This window comes from Halomarinibacterium sedimenti, from assembly GCF_019312585.1.
GTDB lineage: Bacteria > Bacteroidota > Bacteroidia > Flavobacteriales > Flavobacteriaceae > Halomarinibacterium > Halomarinibacterium sedimenti.
In genome coordinates, this window is the sequence record NZ_JAHWDP010000003.1 from 214231 (window position 1) to 232393 (window position 18163).

Consider the following 18163-nt stretch of genomic DNA (forward strand, 5'->3'; position numbering starts at 1 on the left):
GACTCTAGTAAACCTTACGCTTCAACCGCAACACTTCCTCACCCTGAGGAATTTGCGGCAAAGATAGATTTTAATAGCGAATAATAAAGTTTATTGTGAATTATTTAAGGAAAGGTACTTTTTCAAAGCTTGCCTTGCTGTTATTTGATGTTTAAATTATAATTTTATCAAAACTAAAAAAATGAAGATAAAACTTTTGCTTATTGCTTTACTTATTATTTCGCAACATTCAATTTCACAAACTATAGAATTTGGGCCTATGGTTCAATACCATAGAACTGCATTTCAAAAACCTGACTCTGGGACCATTGTAATATCAAATAATGGCGCTAGTGAAGGGGTTAAAACTACTGAAACCGATCCAAATCTAGCATTTGGAGGGTACTTTGGATACTATACCGAAAACACATTTGCTTATATTGGAGAACTTTTTTACGTTGGTACATCCTCTCCTAACTATGGTGATAATACATTTCATAGTATTAATCTTGTGCCAAGTGTGGCTGCAGAAATAATGAATACCAACATATTTATTAATATAGGTGCTGGTGCAGGATTCATATTGAATAAACCAGATTTTGAGGGAGTTAATGATGTAAAAGGTGAATCATACAATAATATTGATTTTCTCGTAAAATTTGCATTAAATTTTAGATTGAAAGAATTGTTTACCCTAGACGGTGGAATTTTAGTAGGTGGAAGTGATATAGTTGATGATCAAAATAGATTTCATTTTTATTTTGGAGCTAGGGTTCCGTTAAATTTAATTTTAGATTAAATTACAGTGAAAGATACTCTATTAGTTTACGCATCGCCTTCCCGCGATGCCCAATTTCTCCTTTTTGCGTAAGCGACATTTCGGCAAAGGTTTCTTTAAATCCGTTGGGCTGAAAAATTGGGTCGTATCCAAAGCCTTTTTCGCCTCTTGGGGATTCTGTAATAGTACCTTCGCAAATTCCTAAGAACATATTTTGTCGTCCTTCCAAGGTTAAGGCAATGGCGGTTTTAAATCGGGCAGCACGATCTTCAATGCCCTTCATTTCCTGTAGCAATTTTTGCAAATTGGCTTGAGCACTTTTTGTTTCCCCTGCATAGCGAGCACTATACACCCCAGGAGCTCCATTGAGGGCTTTTACTTCTAAGCCTGTGTCGTCTGCAAAGCAATCGTACCCATAATGGGTTTTTACGTATTCGGCTTTAAGAATGGCATTTTCTTCAATGGTTTCTGCCGTTTCGGGGATATCTTCGTGGCAGTTTATATCGCTAAGGCTTAGCAATTCTACATGCTTGGGAAGTAACAATTGTACTTCTTTAAACTTATTAAGATTATGCGTGGCGAAAACGAGCTTCATTACTTTGAAGAATGCAGCGCTATTCTATTCCCCTCACAATCTATAAAGACTCCCATATAGCCATGCTCTGGAGAGATTTGGGTTTTGGGTTGATAGATTTTTCCACCTGCTGCTTCTACCCTGTCTAATTCATTTTGAACATCCTCACTATAAAAATAGACTAGTGTTCCTTCTTGACTTGGCACATACGTTTCTTGCTGTACGAGGGTTCCTGTGGCACCTGGTACATTTTCACCCTGACCCGGAAACCAAGCCATTAAAACCCCTCCAAAATCGACTTGGTGGAGTTGGACTTTAAATACTTTTTCATAAAAGGCAACAGCACGTTCCATATTGGAAACGGGTATTTCTATCCAAGCAAAAATGTTGTGTTTCATGATGTATTACTTTTCTAAAATGGTTTTTAACTTAGCCAATCCTTCTTCAAAATCTTTTCCAACAGCCTTATCCATATTCATAAATAACATAAAGATGCTCATAGGTAGTTTGGCATCCCCATAAAACCCCCAAACTACTTTGGTTTTGTTATTGCCCTCATCTGCTACTTTTATATAGCCTTGACTCACCGATTTCCAAGGTTTTAAAAATCGGAGTTCGGTTTCGATTTTTTCATTTTCAACAATGTTGACTATTTCTTGTTCCCCAGAACCCACTTGCTTGTGATCACTTTCCCAAGCCGAAATAAACCCAACAGTTCCGTCTTGACCCGTAAACGTTTGCTTCATATTAGGGTCGCGCTCCTTCCATGGAGACCAATAATCTTGATTTTTTACATATTTTAAGTATTGGAATACTTCGCCTATAGGTCTATTAATAACAATACTTCTACTTGATTCGTATTTCTTGGGCGCTATAGCGGCTAGTAATATAAAGAGAACTACAATGGCCGCAATAATATAGATGGCAATGTACATAATGAGAAGGTTTTAGTTGTTGTATAAATTTACGTTTTTTTTTGATTGTAAAAGCGTTCCATGATTTTATCTACACTCTTAATGGTTTTTTGGGTCCATTGAAACTCCAATTCAAGCTTTTCATTTTCAGTGAGTTGCCAATCAACATTTTCAATTCGCATACGTGTCACTACCTCCTGTAAAATAATAGCTGCCGAAACAGAGATATTTAAACTTTCAGTAAATCCGTACATCGGTATCTTTAAATAGCCATCGGCTTGCTCCATGACCTCATCGCTCACTCCGTATTTTTCTTGTCCGAAGAAAAACGCACTCTTCATGGTTACATCAAACTCATGGAGTAAAGTAGAACTATCGTGAGGCGTTGTTGCTATAATTTGATACCCTTTTCTTCTTAACTCTTGAATACATTCTTTGGTACTTTTAAATCGGTGAATATCCACCCACTTCTGTGCCCCCATGGCAATTTCCTTATCGACTCTTTTTCCGAAGCGTTCTTCTACCACATACAAATCTTGAATCCCAAAGACATCACAACTACGCATCACAGCACTGGTATTGTGTAATTGATACACATCTTCGGTTACTACGGCAAAATGTCGTGTTCGTTGGGCCAGCACTTCTTTAAAAAGCTGCTTGCGACGATCGGTGAGGTAGGTTTGTAGATATTCGTACAGTTGTAAATCCAATGAGAATGTTTAATTTTAAAACGAAGATAAATAATTTGATTGTTATGAAAATTACTGTGCTTACAGGAGCTGGAATTAGTGCCGAAAGCGGATTAAAAACCTTTAGGGATAGTAATGGACTTTGGGAAGGACACGATGTTATGGAAGTGGCTTCTCCTCAGGGTTTTGCTAATAATCCGGAGTTGGTGTTAGATTTTTACAATCAAAGAAGAAGGCAATTACTGGAGGTGTCCCCCAATGAAGCCCATATTGCTTTGGCAAAACTTGAAAAAAACCATGAAGTTGCCATCGTTACTCAAAATGTGGATGATTTACACGAACGAGCGGGTAGCACTCGAGTGGTTCATTTGCATGGCGAATTGTTAAAAGCACGAAATGTTTATACAGAAGACTCTGTATGTGAATGGAAAAAAGATATCAAACTGGGGGATGTTTGCGAAAATGGGCATCAGCTTAGGCCCCATATTGTTTGGTTTGGTGAAGCGGTTCCTATGATGGATGTAGCCATTGATTTGGTGTATGCTTCCGATATTGTGATGATAGTAGGGACCTCGATGCAGGTGTATCCGGCGGCTGGGCTTATTCAATATTGTAAAGGGCATATTCCTGTCTATTTTATTGACCCCAATCCTTCAATAGCTCCTTCAGAAAGAATTCGAGTTTTTGCTGAAAAAGCTACCACAGGAGTTCCCAAAGCCATTATTGATATTGAAAATAGAAGATAATGGAATTGTACGATGTTTTAAATTTTACCAATGCTGCCCGCACCCATCGATTAAAAGCCGCCAAGTGGGTGTTGGATCATCCTGAAACCTTAGAGGAATTAGTCCATTTTTGTTTTAAAAATGATAAAGAGATTTCGCATAAAGCCAATTGGGTATTGGAATTTGTGTGTTTAAAAGAATTACGACTCCTGTATCCACATCTAGATTATTTCTTTCAGCATCTTTCCTCTGTTAAAGAAGATTCCTCAGTTCGGCCCTTGTCCCATATTTGCGAATTACTTTGCATTGTCTATTTCAAGGAAAAGGATCCTTTATTGAAAAAAGCACTCACCGAAAAACACAAAGAGTTGATGGTAGAATGTTGTTTCGATTGGCTTATTACCAACCAAAAAGTGGCTTGTGAAGTGCGAGCGATGACGTGTTTGTATTATTTAGGAACCGAAAAGGATTGGATTCATCCAGAGTTGAAAACCATCATTAATCAAAACATCTACACAAGTAGTGCGGGATATCAATCAAGAGGAAAGAAAATCCTTCAAAAAATGGGCTAATGTGCTTCAGGCAATAAAGGGCCTCCTAATTCTTTCAGAAAAAACAGTTTCCCCGGCAAAGTAGGCATCCAACTCGACGGTATCCATCGCGATGGTCCATATTGAAGGGTAACACACAAACTCATTCCTTGCCAACAAGCGCCTCTAGTGGGGTACACCCCATCTGCTCCACCTATGCAATAATCACTTTGTAAAAACAGACCTGGTCCTATGGTATTTGCCCAACAAGGGATTAAGGTAAATCGGCTAGAAAAACTATGTAATGAATTTTGTTCTATGGTTAAAGGATGTAAGGCTTGCCCTATGCGATAAGGTACTGCTTTCCATGCTGCATCGGTTTCAAATTCATCCCCAATTTGAGGTTCCCAAAACGCAATGTGACATGCTCTTCCTATTCCGTAAACAGTAACCAATTTACCTCCCGATTCTTTAATAGCTTTTATTTTACCTTCATATTGAGGAAGCACCGCTTTTGTTGCAAAATTTCGTTGCAGTTTTGGTATTGTTAAGTCTCCTAAGGGTTCGAAAAGTGCTTTATTCATAGCCAATTCGAAAGCACCGTCTTGGGATGTATCCATGGTATCCCCTTGTTGGTTAGACCACTCATCCATATTGAAGGTATGTACATGCTCACAGGAAATCTGGGTTTCTTTTAATATATCGACCACATGTTTATACATTCCCATGGGTCCCACAGGCAGAATAATGGCTAATTTTTGGTCGTGTTCTTTGGCTCTAATAATTTCGTTGGCAATCTCGGCCCCCATATGGTATTCTAAATCCACTAAATTATCTAAGGCTTCTGGTGTAAAGTTTTTATTCCAATGAGGTGCCTTTTTAAGAAGTTTATCTAACCCCAAATCACAACAATCATCTATTTTTTGTAAATCCCAGCCTTTGGGATAAAAATTTTCGAGTAATGAGCCTTTTACAGTATTTAAGAAATTTAGTTTTTCCATAAGAACAGAATTATTGAAGAAATAAATTAGATTGGAGGGAATCACGAAGATAGCGATAATTAAAGAATTTCTTTTGGTTAAAAATTCTGACTTCGATACTTCCTAACTGCTGTGGCTTCCGTATCTTTGCGTTTTCAAATTTTACACCTATGTCTACGCAATCGCTCAAAGCCATTTCTCCTATTGACGGACGTTACGCCTCGAAAACCTTATCGCTCGTTCCATTCTTTTCGGAAGAAGCCCTTATAAAATATCGCGTTTTAGTAGAGATAGAATACTTTATTGCATTGGTTGAAATGCCTTTACCACAACTAAAAGATTTCGACAAAACACTTGTCCCTAAGCTTCAGAAAATTTATTCCGAATTCACTACAGAGGATGCCCTAAAAATAAAAGAAATTGAAAAGGTGACCAATCATGATGTTAAAGCGGTTGAGTACTTTATCAAAGAACAATTTGATGCATTGGGAATTGAGCAATACAAAGAGTTTATTCATTTTGGACTCACTTCACAGGACATCAATAACACTTCCATTCCGCTATCCCTTAAGGACGCTATGAATGAGGTGTACATCCCCTTATTCTTTGAAGTAAAGGATAAGCTGAAAGCCTTAGCCACCGAATGGGAGAACATCCCTATGCTGGCGAGAACGCATGGACAACCCGCTTCCCCTACCCGTTTAGGGAAAGAAATTAATGTATTTGTAGTTCGATTGGAAGAGCAACTCGATTTACTAAATGATATAAAAAGTGCCGCAAAATTTGGTGGCGCTACAGGTAATTTTAATGCTCATAAAGTAGCATACCAAACCATCGATTGGAAAGCCTTTGGAACCCATTTTGTGCAAGAAAAATTAGGATTACATCATTCGTTTCCAACCACGCAAATTGAGCATTATGACCATATGGCGGCATTGTTTGATGGATTGAAGCGTATTAATAACATTCTTATTGACTTGGATCGTGACATTTGGACGTATGTTTCCATGGATTACTTTAAACAGAAAATTAAAAAGGGTGAAATTGGCTCCAGTGCTATGCCACATAAGGTAAATCCTATCGATTTTGAAAATAGTGAAGGAAATTTAGGTATTGCCAATGCCATGTTTGAGCACTTGGCAAGTAAGCTTCCGATAAGTCGTTTGCAACGCGATTTAACAGACAGCACTGTACTTAGAAATATTGGAGTCCCTATAGGCCATACCCTCATTGGTTTTCAGTCGACCCTAAAAGGATTGAATAAACTATTGCTGAACGAATCTAAATTTGCTGAAGACTTAGAAAATAATTGGGCCGTGGTAGCCGAAGCCTTACAAACTATTCTGCGAAGAGAAGGCTATCCAAATCCGTATGAGGCTTTAAAAGGACTTACACGAACTAACGAAGCCATTACTAAAAAATCAATTGCAGACTTTATTGAGACCTTGGAAGTTTCTGAAGCAATTAAAGCAGAAATGCGTGTGATTACGCCTAGCAATTACACTGGAATATAAAAAAAAGGCTCCAAAAATTTGAAGCCTTGTCATTTCACAACCTATCCCTATCTATGCAGGGGTCTCTGGACAGGAAATGGAATATTATTAATCTTGGGGGCATTAATAAATATAATTTTACAACTTCAAATCTCCTGCCAAATTTTAAGGTAACGATCTGATATACTTAGGTTTTCGATAAAAGGATACCTAAATTCGATGTATAAAAAAACGCCTCAATTTCTTGAGGCGTTTTAATGAAAAATTCTTACTAACTACATTTCTGAAAACACTTCCCCTATTCCTGACAACTTTGATAAATCTAAATCGCCACGCTCCATGGTTTTCATTAATTTTAAGGCTTGATCGGGTCGCATATCGTCGCAAAGCAATCTAAATATTCCGAATCCTTTCTCAGAACTACTTGCAAATACAATGACTTCATCTATCGCGGTTTCTTTCCCCACATACTTCATGGTCATATGCATATCACTTGACTTTACTGAGCCTAGGGTTTTATATTGCTCTTGATCGATAATTCCCTTAATAATTCCTTTTTCACTTTCATATTCGGTTAAATTTCCGTTTTTAACGGGATAGGCCACCACATTAATTTTTTTAATGGTTTTAAGAATATCCTGTTCTTCTTCGGTGAATTTACTGTCATCACTTTGAAACAAACTCGTAGCAATATCCACTTTTAGAAATCGATCATCTTCTTGTTTGTCCACTAAATAGCGCTGTAACGACTTTCCGTTATCGCAACTTATTAATGTAAGTGCAGCAATAACTAATACGGTTAAATATTTTAAGAGTGCCATGGTTTATCCTTTTTTCTTTTCAACATTTTTAAGCTCTTCGCTTCCAGGAACGTTTAGGTCTTTTGTAAGTTTAGAAATTTGCTTCAAATCTATATTTCCAGTAATACTCATAATAATGGTACTATCTTTTCCGTCTACATTTCCTTCAAGAAACATAAGCAATTCGCTTACAAAGCTTTCGTTCTTTCCTTCTTTTGAATAAAACTTAATGTTTTTTCCATCGTCTTTGACACGCATAAGTTCATTAAGTCCTTTGGAGGATGCTAAATACTTTTCTACAGATAGTTTCATACGAGCACCTACCTCTTTGTTTTCAGTAATAAAGATTTTAATGTTATCTAGGTTATTCACCATTTCCATATAATCTCGTACCTCTTTATCCTTCGATTCTATATCGATTTCTGCCAATAGCTTAAACATATTCTTGGTAACGATGACCGAAGTAACGTCTTTTTCATCTTCAAACTTATCGAAGAATCCTTGTGAAAAGCCAACCATTGGGGCTAATAACATTGCGAGTATAAAAAGTGATTTTCTCATTATTTCTAGTGTTTAATAAGGGTTTATTTTAAAATTAAATTTTTTGATTCGGTAAATTGATTGATTAAATTGATGGTTGCTGTATTTTCTGAAAACTCGTTAATAAAAGTTACTTTTTGAGTGCCTTTGTTTAAATTTTCTGAAAGTAAAAACATGGTTTCCTTGGCTTGATTAAACGCCATTAATGCCTCTTCTTCTTCGGCAGACAAACCGTTATTATTAAAATACATATAGCTTGAAATTCCTACTAAAAGGGCTACCGAGGCTGCTATACTCCACTTCCAGAAGTTATTTTGTTTACTTTCTAAAGGCAATTTAATTTCCTTTTCAAAAGTTTCCTTTTTGGCTTCTTGAAGACTAGCAAACAAAGCAGTATAGCCTTGTAAATGCTCGGGTACATTCCCTGATGAAAAGAATTCTCGTAATTGAGCTTCTTCTGCTAAGGTTGTGTTCCCTTCAAAATAAGCATCTAGTAGTTTTGTAATCTTAGCTAACTCCATAGTTGTATTTTTTTAATAGTTCATCTCGAACGGTTTTACGGGCGCGCGATAAATTAACACGTATCGCCGTTTCGTTTATGTCCAGCATTTCAGAAATTTCGTGAAATTCAAACTGCTCTACATCCCTTAATTGAAGGATCATTCGCTGTTTCTCTGGCAAGGTTTCCATTATTTTAAAAACCATTGACACCCCATCATTTACTTCCACAGTACGCTGTAAGTTTTCACTATTTTGATAGTTACTGTGTACAATTTTTAAATTGGAAGCTTGCTTCGACTTTAACCTATCCAAACAATAGTTTTTGGTCATTGTCATGGCAAACGCTTCTGGGTTTGCATAGTTTGTAATACGTTGTTTCCCTTTCCATAATTTCAAAAAAACTTCCTGAACGGCATCTTCTGCTTCTTCACTAGAAACCAAAAGGCGTTTTGCCATACGATAAAGCTTATCCTTAAAAGGAAGCACTAAAGCTGTAAACTCTGTCTGGTTCATAGTGGGTTAGTGTAACACATTAATAATGCCGTTCTATCCTTACGACGAATAACTATATTTTTTGTTACATTTTAATTGTAATACGCAATAATGTAACTATTTTAGGGGTTCTAAAGAAAACAAAATTAAAGTACTGTGAAAAAATCCTTCGTCCTACTATTACTTTTCGTCCTTCCGTTATTTACTTCTTGTTTTAAGGATCTTGATGATGAAATTACCCCTGCTTCGGTTTCTGAAATTAATGATTTTATCTATCGCGGACTCAATTTCTTCTATCTCTATAAGGCAGATACCCCCGAATTGGCAAACGACGCTTTTGCTTCGGATGCAGATTATAATGCCTTTTTAAATTCCTATGCAACCCCTGAAGCCTTTTTCGATTACTTAAAATCTTCGCAGGATCGTTTTAGTATTTTGGTAGATGATTATGTTGAGTTAGAAAATGCCCTTGCAGGCGTTTCTAAAACCAACGGGATGAATTTTGGACTCGTTTTATATCCCGATGGCAGCGGTAATGTTTTTGGCTATGTACGTTATGTATCTCCCAATACCGATGCAGCCACCAAAGGATTAGAACGTGGCGATATTTTTAATACCATTGATGGAGTTCAGTTAACAGATTCAAATTTTAGTGAGCTCATTGCTCCCGATGCCTACGGAGTAGGTTTAGCTACCTTCGATGGGCAAACCATTACGCCCACAGGGGAAACCGTACAGCTTATCAAGGCAGAATATTCTGAAAACCCCATTTTTACTACACAAACTTTCGACATCAACGGAAACAAAATAGGCTATATTCTATACAATGCCTTTACTAATGAATTTGATTCGCAACTCAACGCTGCCTTTGGACAATTTAAAGCCGAAGGAATTACAGATTTAGTTTTGGACTTACGTTATAATGGCGGGGGGTCGGTACGCACCGCAACCTACTTATCGAGTATGATTACTGGGCAACATACAGGACAAGTGTTTTATACAGAACAGTGGAATGAAGACCGCCAAGCCGATTATGCTGAGGACGGTGTATTTGTAAGCACTTTTGAAGGTGGTGGCGAAGCCATTAACAGTCTTAACTTAAATAGAGTGTATGTATTAACAACAAGCAGAACGGCTTCAGCGAGTGAGTTGGTTATTAACGGTTTAGCACCCTATATAGATGTAATTCAGATTGGCACCAATACCACTGGAAAATACCAAGCCTCTTTTTTATTGTACGATGCTCCAGCACCTAACTTTAGTAGAAGCCAAGCCAATATCAATCATAAATATGCGATGCTACCTTTGGTGTTTCAAACGGCTAATTCGGTGGGGTATACTAATTTTGTGGATGGATTGGTTCCAGGCATCGAGCAAGCCGAAGATTATAGCAATTTAGGAATCTTAGGGGATGTAAACGAACCGCTTTTGGCTACGGCGATCGCCGATATTACGGGGGTTCCTATGCCTGCCCCACGACGAATAAACGAGCTTGAAATTATTTCGGAAAGCAATGCGGGATTGCCCCATTACCAAGTGATGTATATTGAAAAGAAATGACCGAAAAACAAGTCATAAAAGCGCTCACCGAAAACTTAGGTTTTTATAAAGACCTACTAACCCATTTGGATGCAGCCACAGTGACTTGGAAACCCTCCGAAACTTCTTGGAGCTTACTAGAAGTGGTCTGCCATTTACTGGACGAAGAACGGGAAGATTTTAAAGCACGAATACAGCATCTTTTCAAGAATCCAAACACCCACCCACCTGCCATTGACCCAAAAGGCTGGGTCACTGAAAGAAATTACGCAAAGCAAGACTATAATAACGTTTTGCAGGAATTTTTTAAAGAAAGAACAAAGTCTATTGAATGGCTTAATAGTTTAGAAAATGCCCCATGGAAAAACTCATTTGAGCATCAGCATTTTGGAACCATGAGCGCATCTTTGTTTTTAACCAATTGGCTAGCGCACGATTACTTTCATTTTAGACAAATCTTTAAAATAAAATACCTCTACCTTCAATCTCAATCGATGCACTCACTTAACTATGCTGGGGGTATTTAAAAATTCACCAACTCCGTCCTACTATTTCCATCACAAATAAGCTGGATGCCATTATTTTAGTTTCTATATTGATAAAAATAATATCTTTAAGGAAACTAACCTTACATGATCAAATTCTTCCATTATCGAAACATTATTTTGCATTTGCAAAATCAAATGTCCAGTGGACATTTGGTTGAGATAGCCGCTTGCGGACATACACAATATAAAAATAGAAGTAATGATTAAATTTTTCAGAAAACTGCGCCAAAAATTACTCGCTGAAAATAAATTCAGTAAATATCTTCTTTATGCTGTAGGAGAGATTGTACTTGTGGTTGTCGGAATTCTAATTGCTTTAGCGGTAAATAATAGAAACAACCAGCGCCTTGATGATTTGAGGGTAGAGCGCTTTATAAATAAGTTCAAACTTCAATTAGAAGACAACTTAGAGGCGGTGAATGTATATATAGAGACTAATGAACAGTTTTATTCAGATTCTAGGCGGTTAATAGCCATTATTGGAGACACTCAGGAGATTGATAACGAAGCAAAAATTGACAGTTTAATATTTTTAAACTCTTATGATTATCACCTAAATCTTGATATGAATGTTATTTTGGAAAGTAGAGAAAATGGAGATATTGCTCTTATTTCTAACGATTCCCTAAGTAAATCTATTTATTATTTAATAACATTTTATAACAAAATAATAGAAGATGAACGGATTACCAATTCGAATCTCAATAATCATTTTGTTCCGTATTTAAGCAAGCATTATAATTTAAAAAATTTAGTTCATACTGTTACTGAAGGCGAGGAACTGAATAAGTCCAAAATTTACCAAGGAGATAATTACAAACTGTTGGTCGATCAGGAATTTGAAAACCTCATTACCTTAAGATTAATTCATTCAAAGGAACTTTTAGAGTCTTATCTAGTGTTAAAAAAAATTATTGTTGATACCTACAAATTATTATAAAAATCAATTCAAAAGATAACCCATGATAAAATTCTTCCGGAAAATTAGGCAAAGACTTCTCTCTGAGAATAAACTGAGTAAATATTTCCTCTATGCCATTGGGGAGATTGTGCTGGTGGTAATAGGAATTTTAATTGCATTACAAATCAATAATAATAATGAATTAAATAAACAAAGAGCGAAAGAAGTTCAGTTCTTAAAAAATCTAAAGAGTGATTTAATATTTGAAGAAAGTGAACTTGAACGTTACATTGAAATTAGAGAAAGTATCGTGAACTCGGCTCAAATTGCACTTGAACACTTTAATGGTAAACCCGTCGAGAATATTCAAATGTTTAATTACCATACTTTTAACGTGGGAATATGGCAAGAATTTCAACGGAACAACAACACTTTTGTTGAATTATTAAATTCTGGAAATTTTACATTAATCTCAAACGAATCAATAAAAAATGAGCTTTTAAATTTAGACTTAATCCACAAACAAATTATATCCTATCGGGAACATTTGAGAAATGATATGGAGCACTATTTTTATGACCCTTGGTTTAGAACTGTTGATTTAGACCCTTTTGCTCAAAGCTTTGTTTTCTATGCTAACAACGGAGATTTTAATAATGAAATAAAGCTTTCAATGGAAGAAATTGATAGACTGATTAATAATACAGTCTTTAAAAATGGATTTGTCGTTTCTGTATTTACAAATTCATTGATTATCGATGATTACAAAAAAATGAAAGATTTAAACAATAAAGTAGTTGAATTAATTAATACAGAGCTAAAAAAAGACAGTAACTAAATGATTAAATTCTTCCATTATCCAAACATTATTTTGCATTTGCAAAATCAAATGTCCAGTGGACATTTGGTTGAGATAGCCGCTTGCGGACATACACAATATAAAAATAGAAGTAATGATTAAATTTTTCAGAAAACTGCGCAAACAACTACTCACTGAAAATAAATTCAGCAAATATTTACTTTATGCAATTGGTGAAATTGTGTTAGTGGTGATAGGGATTTTAATTGCGCTCTCGATTAATAATTGGAACGAAAACAGGAAGCAGGAGGCCAAAGTCAACAACTATTTAAAGAGTATGGTTATTGACTTAAAAAGTGATACTAATGCATATGATAGAATTATAAGCAGCTTTGAGAATCAAGTAGCAGCAAACTCCTCAATCTTTAAAGACAAAGGCTATCAAGAATTACCGTTAGATTCCATAGTCTCAAGGATTACCAGTTATTATGCAATGCATCAAATAGTAGATCAAACTTACCAAAAAATAAAAAATTCAGGACTTTCAGATAACCTAGGCTCAAAGGAATTAAATGATGCGATTAACAACTATTATTCAAATGGTGTAAATTCTTTTAACACCTACTTACAATATGACAAAGAACGCTCCACAAGAGATGACGATTTATGGTTTCTCACTAATAACTACGAAATAAATCTAATCTACCAAGCCACTGAAACTATGGAGTTTCCATTTTCAGAGAGCGAGGAGACAAGAAAAAAAGCCATCATACAAACCATCGAGTCTAATCTTGGCAGAAATTATTTAAGGCATAATATAAACAGAAAAAGAGTAGGAATTATCATTGCAAAACAAACAAAAACTGAAGCAGAAGAACTTATTGAATTGATTAATAAAGAGCTAAAAATAGACACTAACTAAATGATCAAATTCTTTCGAAAAATTCGCCAGCGATTACTTTCTGAAAACAAGCCTGCCTTGCCGGCAGGCAGGTTCAGTAAATACTTGCTGTATGCTATTGGGGAAATCATACTTGTAGTGATAGGAATTTTAATTGCGCTCTCGATTAATAATTGGAATGAAGATAGAAAAATAAGAGAATTAGAACGATCCACCTTAAAAGAATTGAAATCGAATTTACTCGTGGATATTCAAGATTTTCAAAGCGATTTGCGAGGGTATACCGTAGCATCAAAGTCTTCCGATATTATTTTGAAATATATCGATGGGAAAATCCCTTTTCACGACTCTTTACAAATCCACCTAGGAAAAATCCCTATTCAAGGAGTTTTTACTCCCAATAAAGCCGCTTATGAGAATCTGAAAGTGGTTGGAATCAATTTAATTTCAAATGATTCGTTAAGAGCTGCCATAAGTGATTTGTACGAAGGAAGGTATTTTTATGTGCAAAAGTATTTAGAAACAGAATACCAAATAGACCGTGAAAAATTTGGAGACTTTTACCTAAAGGAAATGGAAGAATATTCATTTTTAAAGTATGCAAAACCTATGGATCCTGAAAGATTGGTTGGAAACCAAGAGTTTAGAAACCTAGTCATGCACCGAAAATCAAAGATAAATGGATGGTTTAAAGTGCAATTTGAACTTAACATCAAAAAAGCAAGTCAATTAATTGAAATGATTGAACAAGAACTAAAAAAATAAAAAACCTGCCAACCGAAAGTAGGCAAAACAACCACCCAAAAACACCATGGAAACGATTAAAAATTTTTTAGAACTTGAGCTTATTACCATAGGCGAAAACACCTTACGGGTGTATTCCATATTTGCCATTTTGGTCATTTTTATGCTCACAAAAACCCTTTTATGGCTCATAAAAAGGGCACTCTATCGCAAACGGATATCCAATAAAATAGATGTGAAGGATTCCTATGCGCTATTCCAAATCATTAAATACGTTATTTGGGTGATTGCCATAGGCTTTATCTTAGAAGCCCTAGGGGTAAAAGTGACCTTGCTATTGGCAGGATCTGCTGCTTTACTGGTAGGTATAGGATTAGGACTACAACAAACGTTTAACGATATTATTTCGGGTATTATCCTCCTTTCAGAAAAATCGATACGGGTAGATGATATCTTGGATATTGATGGCATGGTTGTGAAAATACAAAGTATAGGGCTACGAACATCTAAAGGAATAAACACCGATGAAATCTCTATGATCATTCCCAATTCACTCATTACCACCAATAAAGTGATTAATTGGAGTCACCAGTCAGAAAAAGCACGATTTAGAGTGGATGTTGGTGTTGCCTACGGTAGTGATGTAGATTTGGTGATAAAGGTGCTAGAAGATAGCCTACTTGAGCATTCCGATATTTATGACGAAAAATTAATAGAAGTAAGGCTAATCGATTTTGGCAGCTCCTCTTTAGATTTTCAGGTCTTATTCTTTAGTGAAAATATTTTTAGAATAGGAAAGGTAAAAAGCGACATTAGAAAAACCATTCATAAAAACCTAGCAAAAAATAACATCACCATCCCCTTCCCACAACTCGATTTACATATAAAAAATCCAAAAAAACACAAATTTCATAACATATTTTAAAGCTAGCCAATTTTAAAACCATGAAAACTACCGTTTTAATACCCACCACATTTCTAATACTCATTATTATGTCAGGATGTAAATCTGAAAAATCGGAATACGACACCATGGTCGAATTTGGACAAAAATATACCGATGCCTGGAACAGCAAGCAACCAGAAAACATGGCTTCCTTTTATGCTGAAGACGGAACGCTTACCGTAAATGGCGGAACCCCAGCCGTAGGAAGAAAACAATTAGCAGCCACGGCACAGTCCTATATGGAGGCTTTTCCCGATATGATATTAACCATGGATAGTCTCACCAAAGAAAAAGATACCTACAGATACTATTGGACTTTTAAAGGAACCAACACAGGACCTAACGGAACGGGTAACAAAGTCGATTTTAGTGGTTTTGAAGAATGGACGATGAACGAGCAGGGACTTGTTCAAAAATCGATTGGCACCTACGATGCCGATGAGTATACCAGACAACTTGAGGGAAATTAAAGAATTGTATAAAACAAAATCGTTATAGAGGACAAAAGGATGCAATGAAATACGACGAGACGATTACCAATAGAACTATTATAATTAAAAATTGATACTGAAATCTTGGCTATAAAGCCACCTTCAACAGTATTGAATTGAAGTCAAATGAACCTAGCTTAATTTAACCTAAATAATACCTAAAAAGTTTTACCCATTTAAACATTAATCGTAATATTGCAATAAATTAATAAAGAATAAAAATGGGATTAACAAAAACCGAAATGTTTACAGACCAGCAAAACGAGATCTCTCTATTTGCAAAAGTATTAGGACATCCAGCAAGAGTAGCCATTTTACAACATTTGTTTAAAACCAATTCATGTGTTTGTGGAGATTTAGTAAACGAAATTGGTTTGGCTCAACCTACCATTTCACAACACCTAAAAGAACTAAAATACTTAGGGCTAATTAAAGGAAATGTAGAAGGAACAAGTGTTTGTTATTGCATCAACACCCATAATTGGACCGCAATGAAAACGGTAATGACTGCATTTCTAAATCAAGATATAACCGAAAATCAAGATTGTTGCTAAATAAAGTAAACTAATAATTCTAGCATCGTAAGAAACGACTACCATGAGCACCAAAACAAATTTATTTCAGGATATAGAAAAGCTGATAACCAAGCTAGATCCGCAATCCATTTCAGCCGAACGTAAAGCTGTTCTGCAACCCCTAATCGATTTTATACAATTAAAGGTTTCAAATCTTCAAGAAATTAGAATCAACTTTATCTGTACCCACAATTCTAGAAGAAGTCATTTATCGCAGGTTTGGGCACAAACTATGGCTAATTACTTTCAAATTAAAAATGTGGTATGTTATTCTGGAGGAACAGAGGAAACAACACTTTTCCCAATGGTTGCCGAAACCTTACAAAATTCAGGCTTTGAAATTAAAAGACTCTCTGAAGGCACGAATCCTATCTATAGTATTAAGTATGCCGAAAATCAACATCCTATCATTGGATTTTCAAAAAAGTTGGAGGATTCCTTTAATCCAAAATCCAAATTTGCAGCCGTCATGACTTGCGATTCGGCTAATGAAGCGTGTCCTTTTGTTCCAGGTGCAGAAGCCCGCATTCCCATCACTTTTGAAGACCCAAAAGCATTTGACAATACACCTCAACAAGCAGAAAAATATAACGAAAGAAGCCTGCAAATTGCAACCGAACTCTTTTACGTTTTCTCTCAAATTAATTCTAACTAATGGCATCAAAAAAGCTAAGTTTTCTCGATAGAAATCTAACCCTTTGGATTTTCGTCGCAATGGCAATAGGAGTTGGACTAGGTTATTTCATTCCTACATTTCCCGAAATCATAAATTCATTCAATAGTGGTACTACCAATATTCCTATTGCAATAGGATTAATTTTAATGATGTATCCGCCATTGGCAAAAGTTAATTATGCGCTCTTGCCAAAAGTTTTTAGAAACACAAAAATCCTTTCCATTTCCCTTATTCTTAATTGGATAATTGGTCCCGTTTTAATGTTTGTTTTGGCCATTACATTTTTACGTGACTATCCAGAATATATGGTCGGACTCATTTTAATTGGGTTAGCACGTTGTATTGCCATGGTTTTGGTATGGAACGACCTTGCCGAAGGTAGCAGCGAATATGGTGCAGGTTTGGTGGCTTTAAATAGCATTTTTCAGGTTTTCGCCTACAGTTTTTATGCTTGGATTTTTATCACAGTGCTTCCTCCCTATTTTGGTTTTGAAGGGGCTATTGTAGATATTTCCATAGGTACCATTGCAGAAAGTGTGGCCATTTATTTGGGAATTCCGTTTGTGATGGGAATTTTAAGTAGAGTCCTATTGGTAAAACTTAAAGGGGAAGCATGGTATTCTAAAAAGTTTATCCCCACCATTTCACCAATAACCTTAATTGCCTTGTTATTTACCATCATTGTCATGTTCTCGCTAAAAGGAGAATTGATTGTAGAAATCCCAATGGACGTTTTAATTATTGCTGTTCCGCTACTTATCTATTTTACCTTGATGTTTATTATTGGCTTTTTCTTTACCAAAGCTTCCGGTGCAACCTATGACAAAACAGCCTCGGTGGCTTTTACGGCTGCAGGAAATAATTTTGAATTAGCCATTGCCGTTGCCATTGCCGTTTTTGGACTGAATTCTGGGCAAGCATTTGCAGGAGTCATTGGTCCTTTGGTAGAAGTTCCTGCCTTAATATTATTGGTTCGTGTGTCCTTTTGGCTTCGGAAAAAATATTACGGAAAAACCAAGGACCTCGAAACAAACCAAGCAAAATAACA

At 36.0% G+C, this 18163-nt stretch carries 24 protein-coding genes; 15 read left to right on the forward strand and 9 right to left on the reverse strand.

The genetic code is table 11. The features are described 5' to 3' along the window. The first annotated feature begins 181 nt into the window (after positions 1 to 181). The gene (locus KXJ69_RS08150) at positions 182 to 778 is read left to right on the forward strand and encodes a hypothetical protein (RefSeq protein WP_219052513.1); all 597 of its coding nucleotides are present in this window, start codon (positions 182 to 184) and stop codon (positions 776 to 778) included. A 1-nt stretch (position 779) separates the two neighbouring features. On the opposite strand, the gene KXJ69_RS08155 is transcribed toward KXJ69_RS08150, so the two are convergent. The 4 genes from KXJ69_RS08155 to KXJ69_RS08170 are packed head-to-tail and all read right to left on the reverse strand — an operon-like array spanning position 780 to position 2955. Next, complete coding sequence (locus KXJ69_RS08155) at positions 780 to 1352, reverse strand: non-canonical purine NTP diphosphatase (protein ID WP_219052514.1); 573 nt, start codon at positions 1350 to 1352, stop codon at positions 780 to 782. Further along, positions 1352 to 1729 carry a VOC family protein gene (locus tag KXJ69_RS08160; protein ID WP_219052515.1) on the reverse strand — a complete coding sequence of 126 codons (378 nt, stop codon included), beginning with the start codon at positions 1727 to 1729 and terminating at the stop codon, positions 1352 to 1354. Before KXJ69_RS08160 ends, KXJ69_RS08155 begins: the two co-directional genes overlap by 1 nt. A gap of 6 nt (positions 1730 to 1735) precedes the next feature. After that, the gene (locus KXJ69_RS08165; RefSeq protein ID WP_219052516.1) at positions 1736 to 2266 is read right to left on the reverse strand and encodes an SRPBCC family protein; all 531 of its coding nucleotides are present in this window, start codon (positions 2264 to 2266) and stop codon (positions 1736 to 1738) included. 29 nt (positions 2267 to 2295) lie between these two features. Next, a complete protein-coding gene (locus KXJ69_RS08170; RefSeq protein ID WP_219052517.1) occupies positions 2296 to 2955 on the reverse strand; it encodes a TrmH family RNA methyltransferase in 660 nt (219 codons plus the stop codon). Positions 2956 to 2999: 44 nt separating this feature from the next. Between KXJ69_RS08170 and KXJ69_RS08175 the strand changes: the two genes are divergently transcribed. Together KXJ69_RS08175 and KXJ69_RS08180 are read left to right on the forward strand one after the other, a co-directional pair. Beyond that, positions 3000 to 3680 carry an SIR2 family NAD-dependent protein deacylase gene (locus KXJ69_RS08175; protein ID WP_219052518.1) on the forward strand — a complete coding sequence of 227 codons (681 nt, stop codon included), beginning with the start codon at positions 3000 to 3002 and terminating at the stop codon, positions 3678 to 3680. Beyond that, entirely contained in the window at positions 3680 to 4231 is a 552-nt protein-coding gene (locus KXJ69_RS08180; protein WP_219052520.1) for a HEAT-like fold family protein, read from the forward strand. The genes KXJ69_RS08175 and KXJ69_RS08180 overlap by 1 nt, the downstream gene beginning before the upstream one ends. On the opposite strand, the gene KXJ69_RS08185 is transcribed toward KXJ69_RS08180, so the two are convergent. Beyond that, entirely contained in the window at positions 4228 to 5190 is a 963-nt protein-coding gene (locus tag KXJ69_RS08185) for a sugar phosphate isomerase family (RefSeq protein WP_219052521.1), read from the reverse strand. The genes KXJ69_RS08180 and KXJ69_RS08185 overlap by 4 nt on opposite strands. A gap of 149 nt (positions 5191 to 5339) precedes the next feature. Here KXJ69_RS08185 and purB point away from each other — a divergent pair, with 149 nt between their 5' ends. After that, positions 5340 to 6683 (forward strand): adenylosuccinate lyase, encoded by a 1344-nt coding sequence (gene purB / locus KXJ69_RS08190; protein WP_219052522.1) that lies wholly within the window; start codon positions 5340 to 5342, stop codon positions 6681 to 6683. Positions 6684 to 6937: 254 nt separating this feature from the next. On the opposite strand, the gene KXJ69_RS08195 is transcribed toward purB, so the two are convergent. From KXJ69_RS08195 to KXJ69_RS08210, 4 genes are read right to left on the reverse strand one after another with little or no spacing between them, the layout of a single operon-like run. After that, positions 6938 to 7483 carry a GFO_1091 family lipoprotein gene (locus KXJ69_RS08195; protein WP_219052524.1) on the reverse strand — a complete coding sequence of 182 codons (546 nt, stop codon included), beginning with the start codon at positions 7481 to 7483 and terminating at the stop codon, positions 6938 to 6940. 3 nt (positions 7484 to 7486) lie between these two features. Then, entirely contained in the window at positions 7487 to 8023 is a 537-nt protein-coding gene (locus KXJ69_RS08200) for a GFO_1090 family protein (RefSeq protein ID WP_219052526.1), read from the reverse strand. 23 nt (positions 8024 to 8046) lie between these two features. Continuing rightward, complete coding sequence (locus tag KXJ69_RS08205; protein WP_219052527.1) at positions 8047 to 8523, reverse strand: PG0215 family putative anti-sigma factor; 477 nt, start codon at positions 8521 to 8523, stop codon at positions 8047 to 8049. Further along, complete coding sequence (locus KXJ69_RS08210) at positions 8510 to 9016, reverse strand: GFO_1088 family ECF-type sigma factor (protein WP_219052529.1); 507 nt, start codon at positions 9014 to 9016, stop codon at positions 8510 to 8512. The genes KXJ69_RS08205 and KXJ69_RS08210 overlap by 14 nt, the downstream gene beginning before the upstream one ends. A 135-nt stretch (positions 9017 to 9151) precedes the next feature. Here KXJ69_RS08210 and KXJ69_RS08215 point away from each other — a divergent pair, with 135 nt between their 5' ends. The 11 genes from KXJ69_RS08215 (at position 9152) to arsB (ending at position 18161) form a co-directional block, all read left to right on the forward strand. Further along, positions 9152 to 10555 carry a GFO_1087 family putative carboxy terminal peptidase gene (locus KXJ69_RS08215; protein ID WP_219052530.1) on the forward strand — a complete coding sequence of 468 codons (1404 nt, stop codon included), beginning with the start codon at positions 9152 to 9154 and terminating at the stop codon, positions 10553 to 10555. Continuing rightward, on the forward strand, positions 10552 to 11061 hold the full coding sequence (locus KXJ69_RS08220) for a DinB family protein (RefSeq protein ID WP_219052532.1): 510 nt from the start codon (positions 10552 to 10554) through the stop codon (positions 11059 to 11061). The genes KXJ69_RS08215 and KXJ69_RS08220 overlap by 4 nt, the downstream gene beginning before the upstream one ends. A 220-nt stretch (positions 11062 to 11281) precedes the next feature. Then, positions 11282 to 12022 (forward strand): hypothetical protein, encoded by a 741-nt coding sequence (locus KXJ69_RS08225; RefSeq protein WP_219052533.1) that lies wholly within the window; start codon positions 11282 to 11284, stop codon positions 12020 to 12022. A gap of 22 nt (positions 12023 to 12044) precedes the next feature. After that, positions 12045 to 12821 (forward strand): DUF6090 family protein, encoded by a 777-nt coding sequence (locus KXJ69_RS08230; RefSeq protein WP_219052535.1) that lies wholly within the window; start codon positions 12045 to 12047, stop codon positions 12819 to 12821. Positions 12822 to 12936: 115 nt separating this feature from the next. Further along, on the forward strand, positions 12937 to 13704 hold the full coding sequence (locus tag KXJ69_RS08235) for a DUF6090 family protein (RefSeq protein WP_219052536.1): 768 nt from the start codon (positions 12937 to 12939) through the stop codon (positions 13702 to 13704). Next, a complete protein-coding gene (locus KXJ69_RS08240; RefSeq protein WP_219052538.1) occupies positions 13705 to 14448 on the forward strand; it encodes a DUF6090 family protein in 744 nt (247 codons plus the stop codon). A gap of 46 nt (positions 14449 to 14494) precedes the next feature. After that, a complete protein-coding gene (locus KXJ69_RS08245) occupies positions 14495 to 15352 on the forward strand; it encodes a mechanosensitive ion channel family protein (protein WP_219052540.1) in 858 nt (285 codons plus the stop codon). 20 nt (positions 15353 to 15372) lie between these two features. Next, entirely contained in the window at positions 15373 to 15843 is a 471-nt protein-coding gene (locus KXJ69_RS08250) for an ester cyclase (RefSeq protein WP_255571288.1), read from the forward strand. Positions 15844 to 16085: 242 nt separating this feature from the next. Then, positions 16086 to 16418: an ArsR/SmtB family transcription factor gene (locus KXJ69_RS08255; RefSeq protein ID WP_219052541.1), complete on the forward strand. Its 333-nt coding sequence runs from the start codon at positions 16086 to 16088 to the stop codon at positions 16416 to 16418. 43 nt (positions 16419 to 16461) lie between these two features. Next, on the forward strand, positions 16462 to 17094 hold the full coding sequence (locus tag KXJ69_RS08260) for a low molecular weight phosphatase family protein (protein ID WP_219052542.1): 633 nt from the start codon (positions 16462 to 16464) through the stop codon (positions 17092 to 17094). After that, on the forward strand, positions 17094 to 18161 hold the full coding sequence (gene arsB, locus KXJ69_RS08265) for an ACR3 family arsenite efflux transporter (RefSeq protein ID WP_219052543.1): 1068 nt from the start codon (positions 17094 to 17096) through the stop codon (positions 18159 to 18161). The genes KXJ69_RS08260 and arsB overlap by 1 nt, the downstream gene beginning before the upstream one ends. Positions 18162 to 18163 lie beyond the last annotated feature (2 nt).

Excerpts from the sequence above, each read along its gene's own strand:
- KXJ69_RS08150 (WP_219052513.1), top strand. The coding sequence starts at position 182 with ATGAAGATAAAACTTTTGCTTATTGCTTTACTTATTATTTCGCAACAT.
- KXJ69_RS08155 (WP_219052514.1), bottom strand. The coding sequence starts at position 1,352 with ATGAAGCTCGTTTTCGCCACGCATAATCTTAATAAGTTTAAAGAAGTA.
- KXJ69_RS08160 (WP_219052515.1), bottom strand. The coding sequence starts at position 1,729 with ATGAAACACAACATTTTTGCTTGGATAGAAATACCCGTTTCCAATATG.
- KXJ69_RS08165 (WP_219052516.1), bottom strand. The coding sequence starts at position 2,266 with ATGTACATTGCCATCTATATTATTGCGGCCATTGTAGTTCTCTTTATA.
- KXJ69_RS08175 (WP_219052518.1), top strand. The coding sequence starts at position 3,000 with ATGAAAATTACTGTGCTTACAGGAGCTGGAATTAGTGCCGAAAGCGGA.
- KXJ69_RS08180 (WP_219052520.1), top strand. The coding sequence starts at position 3,680 with ATGGAATTGTACGATGTTTTAAATTTTACCAATGCTGCCCGCACCCAT.
- KXJ69_RS08185 (WP_219052521.1), bottom strand. The coding sequence starts at position 5,190 with ATGGAAAAACTAAATTTCTTAAATACTGTAAAAGGCTCATTACTCGAA.
- purB (WP_219052522.1), top strand. The coding sequence starts at position 5,340 with ATGTCTACGCAATCGCTCAAAGCCATTTCTCCTATTGACGGACGTTAC.
- KXJ69_RS08195 (WP_219052524.1), bottom strand. The coding sequence starts at position 7,483 with ATGGCACTCTTAAAATATTTAACCGTATTAGTTATTGCTGCACTTACA.
- KXJ69_RS08200 (WP_219052526.1), bottom strand. The coding sequence starts at position 8,023 with ATGAGAAAATCACTTTTTATACTCGCAATGTTATTAGCCCCAATGGTT.
- KXJ69_RS08205 (WP_219052527.1), bottom strand. The coding sequence starts at position 8,523 with ATGGAGTTAGCTAAGATTACAAAACTACTAGATGCTTATTTTGAAGGG.
- KXJ69_RS08210 (WP_219052529.1), bottom strand. The coding sequence starts at position 9,016 with ATGAACCAGACAGAGTTTACAGCTTTAGTGCTTCCTTTTAAGGATAAG.
- KXJ69_RS08220 (WP_219052532.1), top strand. The coding sequence starts at position 10,552 with ATGACCGAAAAACAAGTCATAAAAGCGCTCACCGAAAACTTAGGTTTT.
- KXJ69_RS08225 (WP_219052533.1), top strand. The coding sequence starts at position 11,282 with ATGATTAAATTTTTCAGAAAACTGCGCCAAAAATTACTCGCTGAAAAT.
- KXJ69_RS08230 (WP_219052535.1), top strand. The coding sequence starts at position 12,045 with ATGATAAAATTCTTCCGGAAAATTAGGCAAAGACTTCTCTCTGAGAAT.
- KXJ69_RS08235 (WP_219052536.1), top strand. The coding sequence starts at position 12,937 with ATGATTAAATTTTTCAGAAAACTGCGCAAACAACTACTCACTGAAAAT.
- KXJ69_RS08240 (WP_219052538.1), top strand. The coding sequence starts at position 13,705 with ATGATCAAATTCTTTCGAAAAATTCGCCAGCGATTACTTTCTGAAAAC.
- KXJ69_RS08245 (WP_219052540.1), top strand. The coding sequence starts at position 14,495 with ATGGAAACGATTAAAAATTTTTTAGAACTTGAGCTTATTACCATAGGC.
- KXJ69_RS08250 (WP_255571288.1), top strand. The coding sequence starts at position 15,373 with ATGAAAACTACCGTTTTAATACCCACCACATTTCTAATACTCATTATT.
- KXJ69_RS08255 (WP_219052541.1), top strand. The coding sequence starts at position 16,086 with ATGGGATTAACAAAAACCGAAATGTTTACAGACCAGCAAAACGAGATC.
- KXJ69_RS08260 (WP_219052542.1), top strand. The coding sequence starts at position 16,462 with ATGAGCACCAAAACAAATTTATTTCAGGATATAGAAAAGCTGATAACC.
- arsB (WP_219052543.1), top strand. The coding sequence starts at position 17,094 with ATGGCATCAAAAAAGCTAAGTTTTCTCGATAGAAATCTAACCCTTTGG.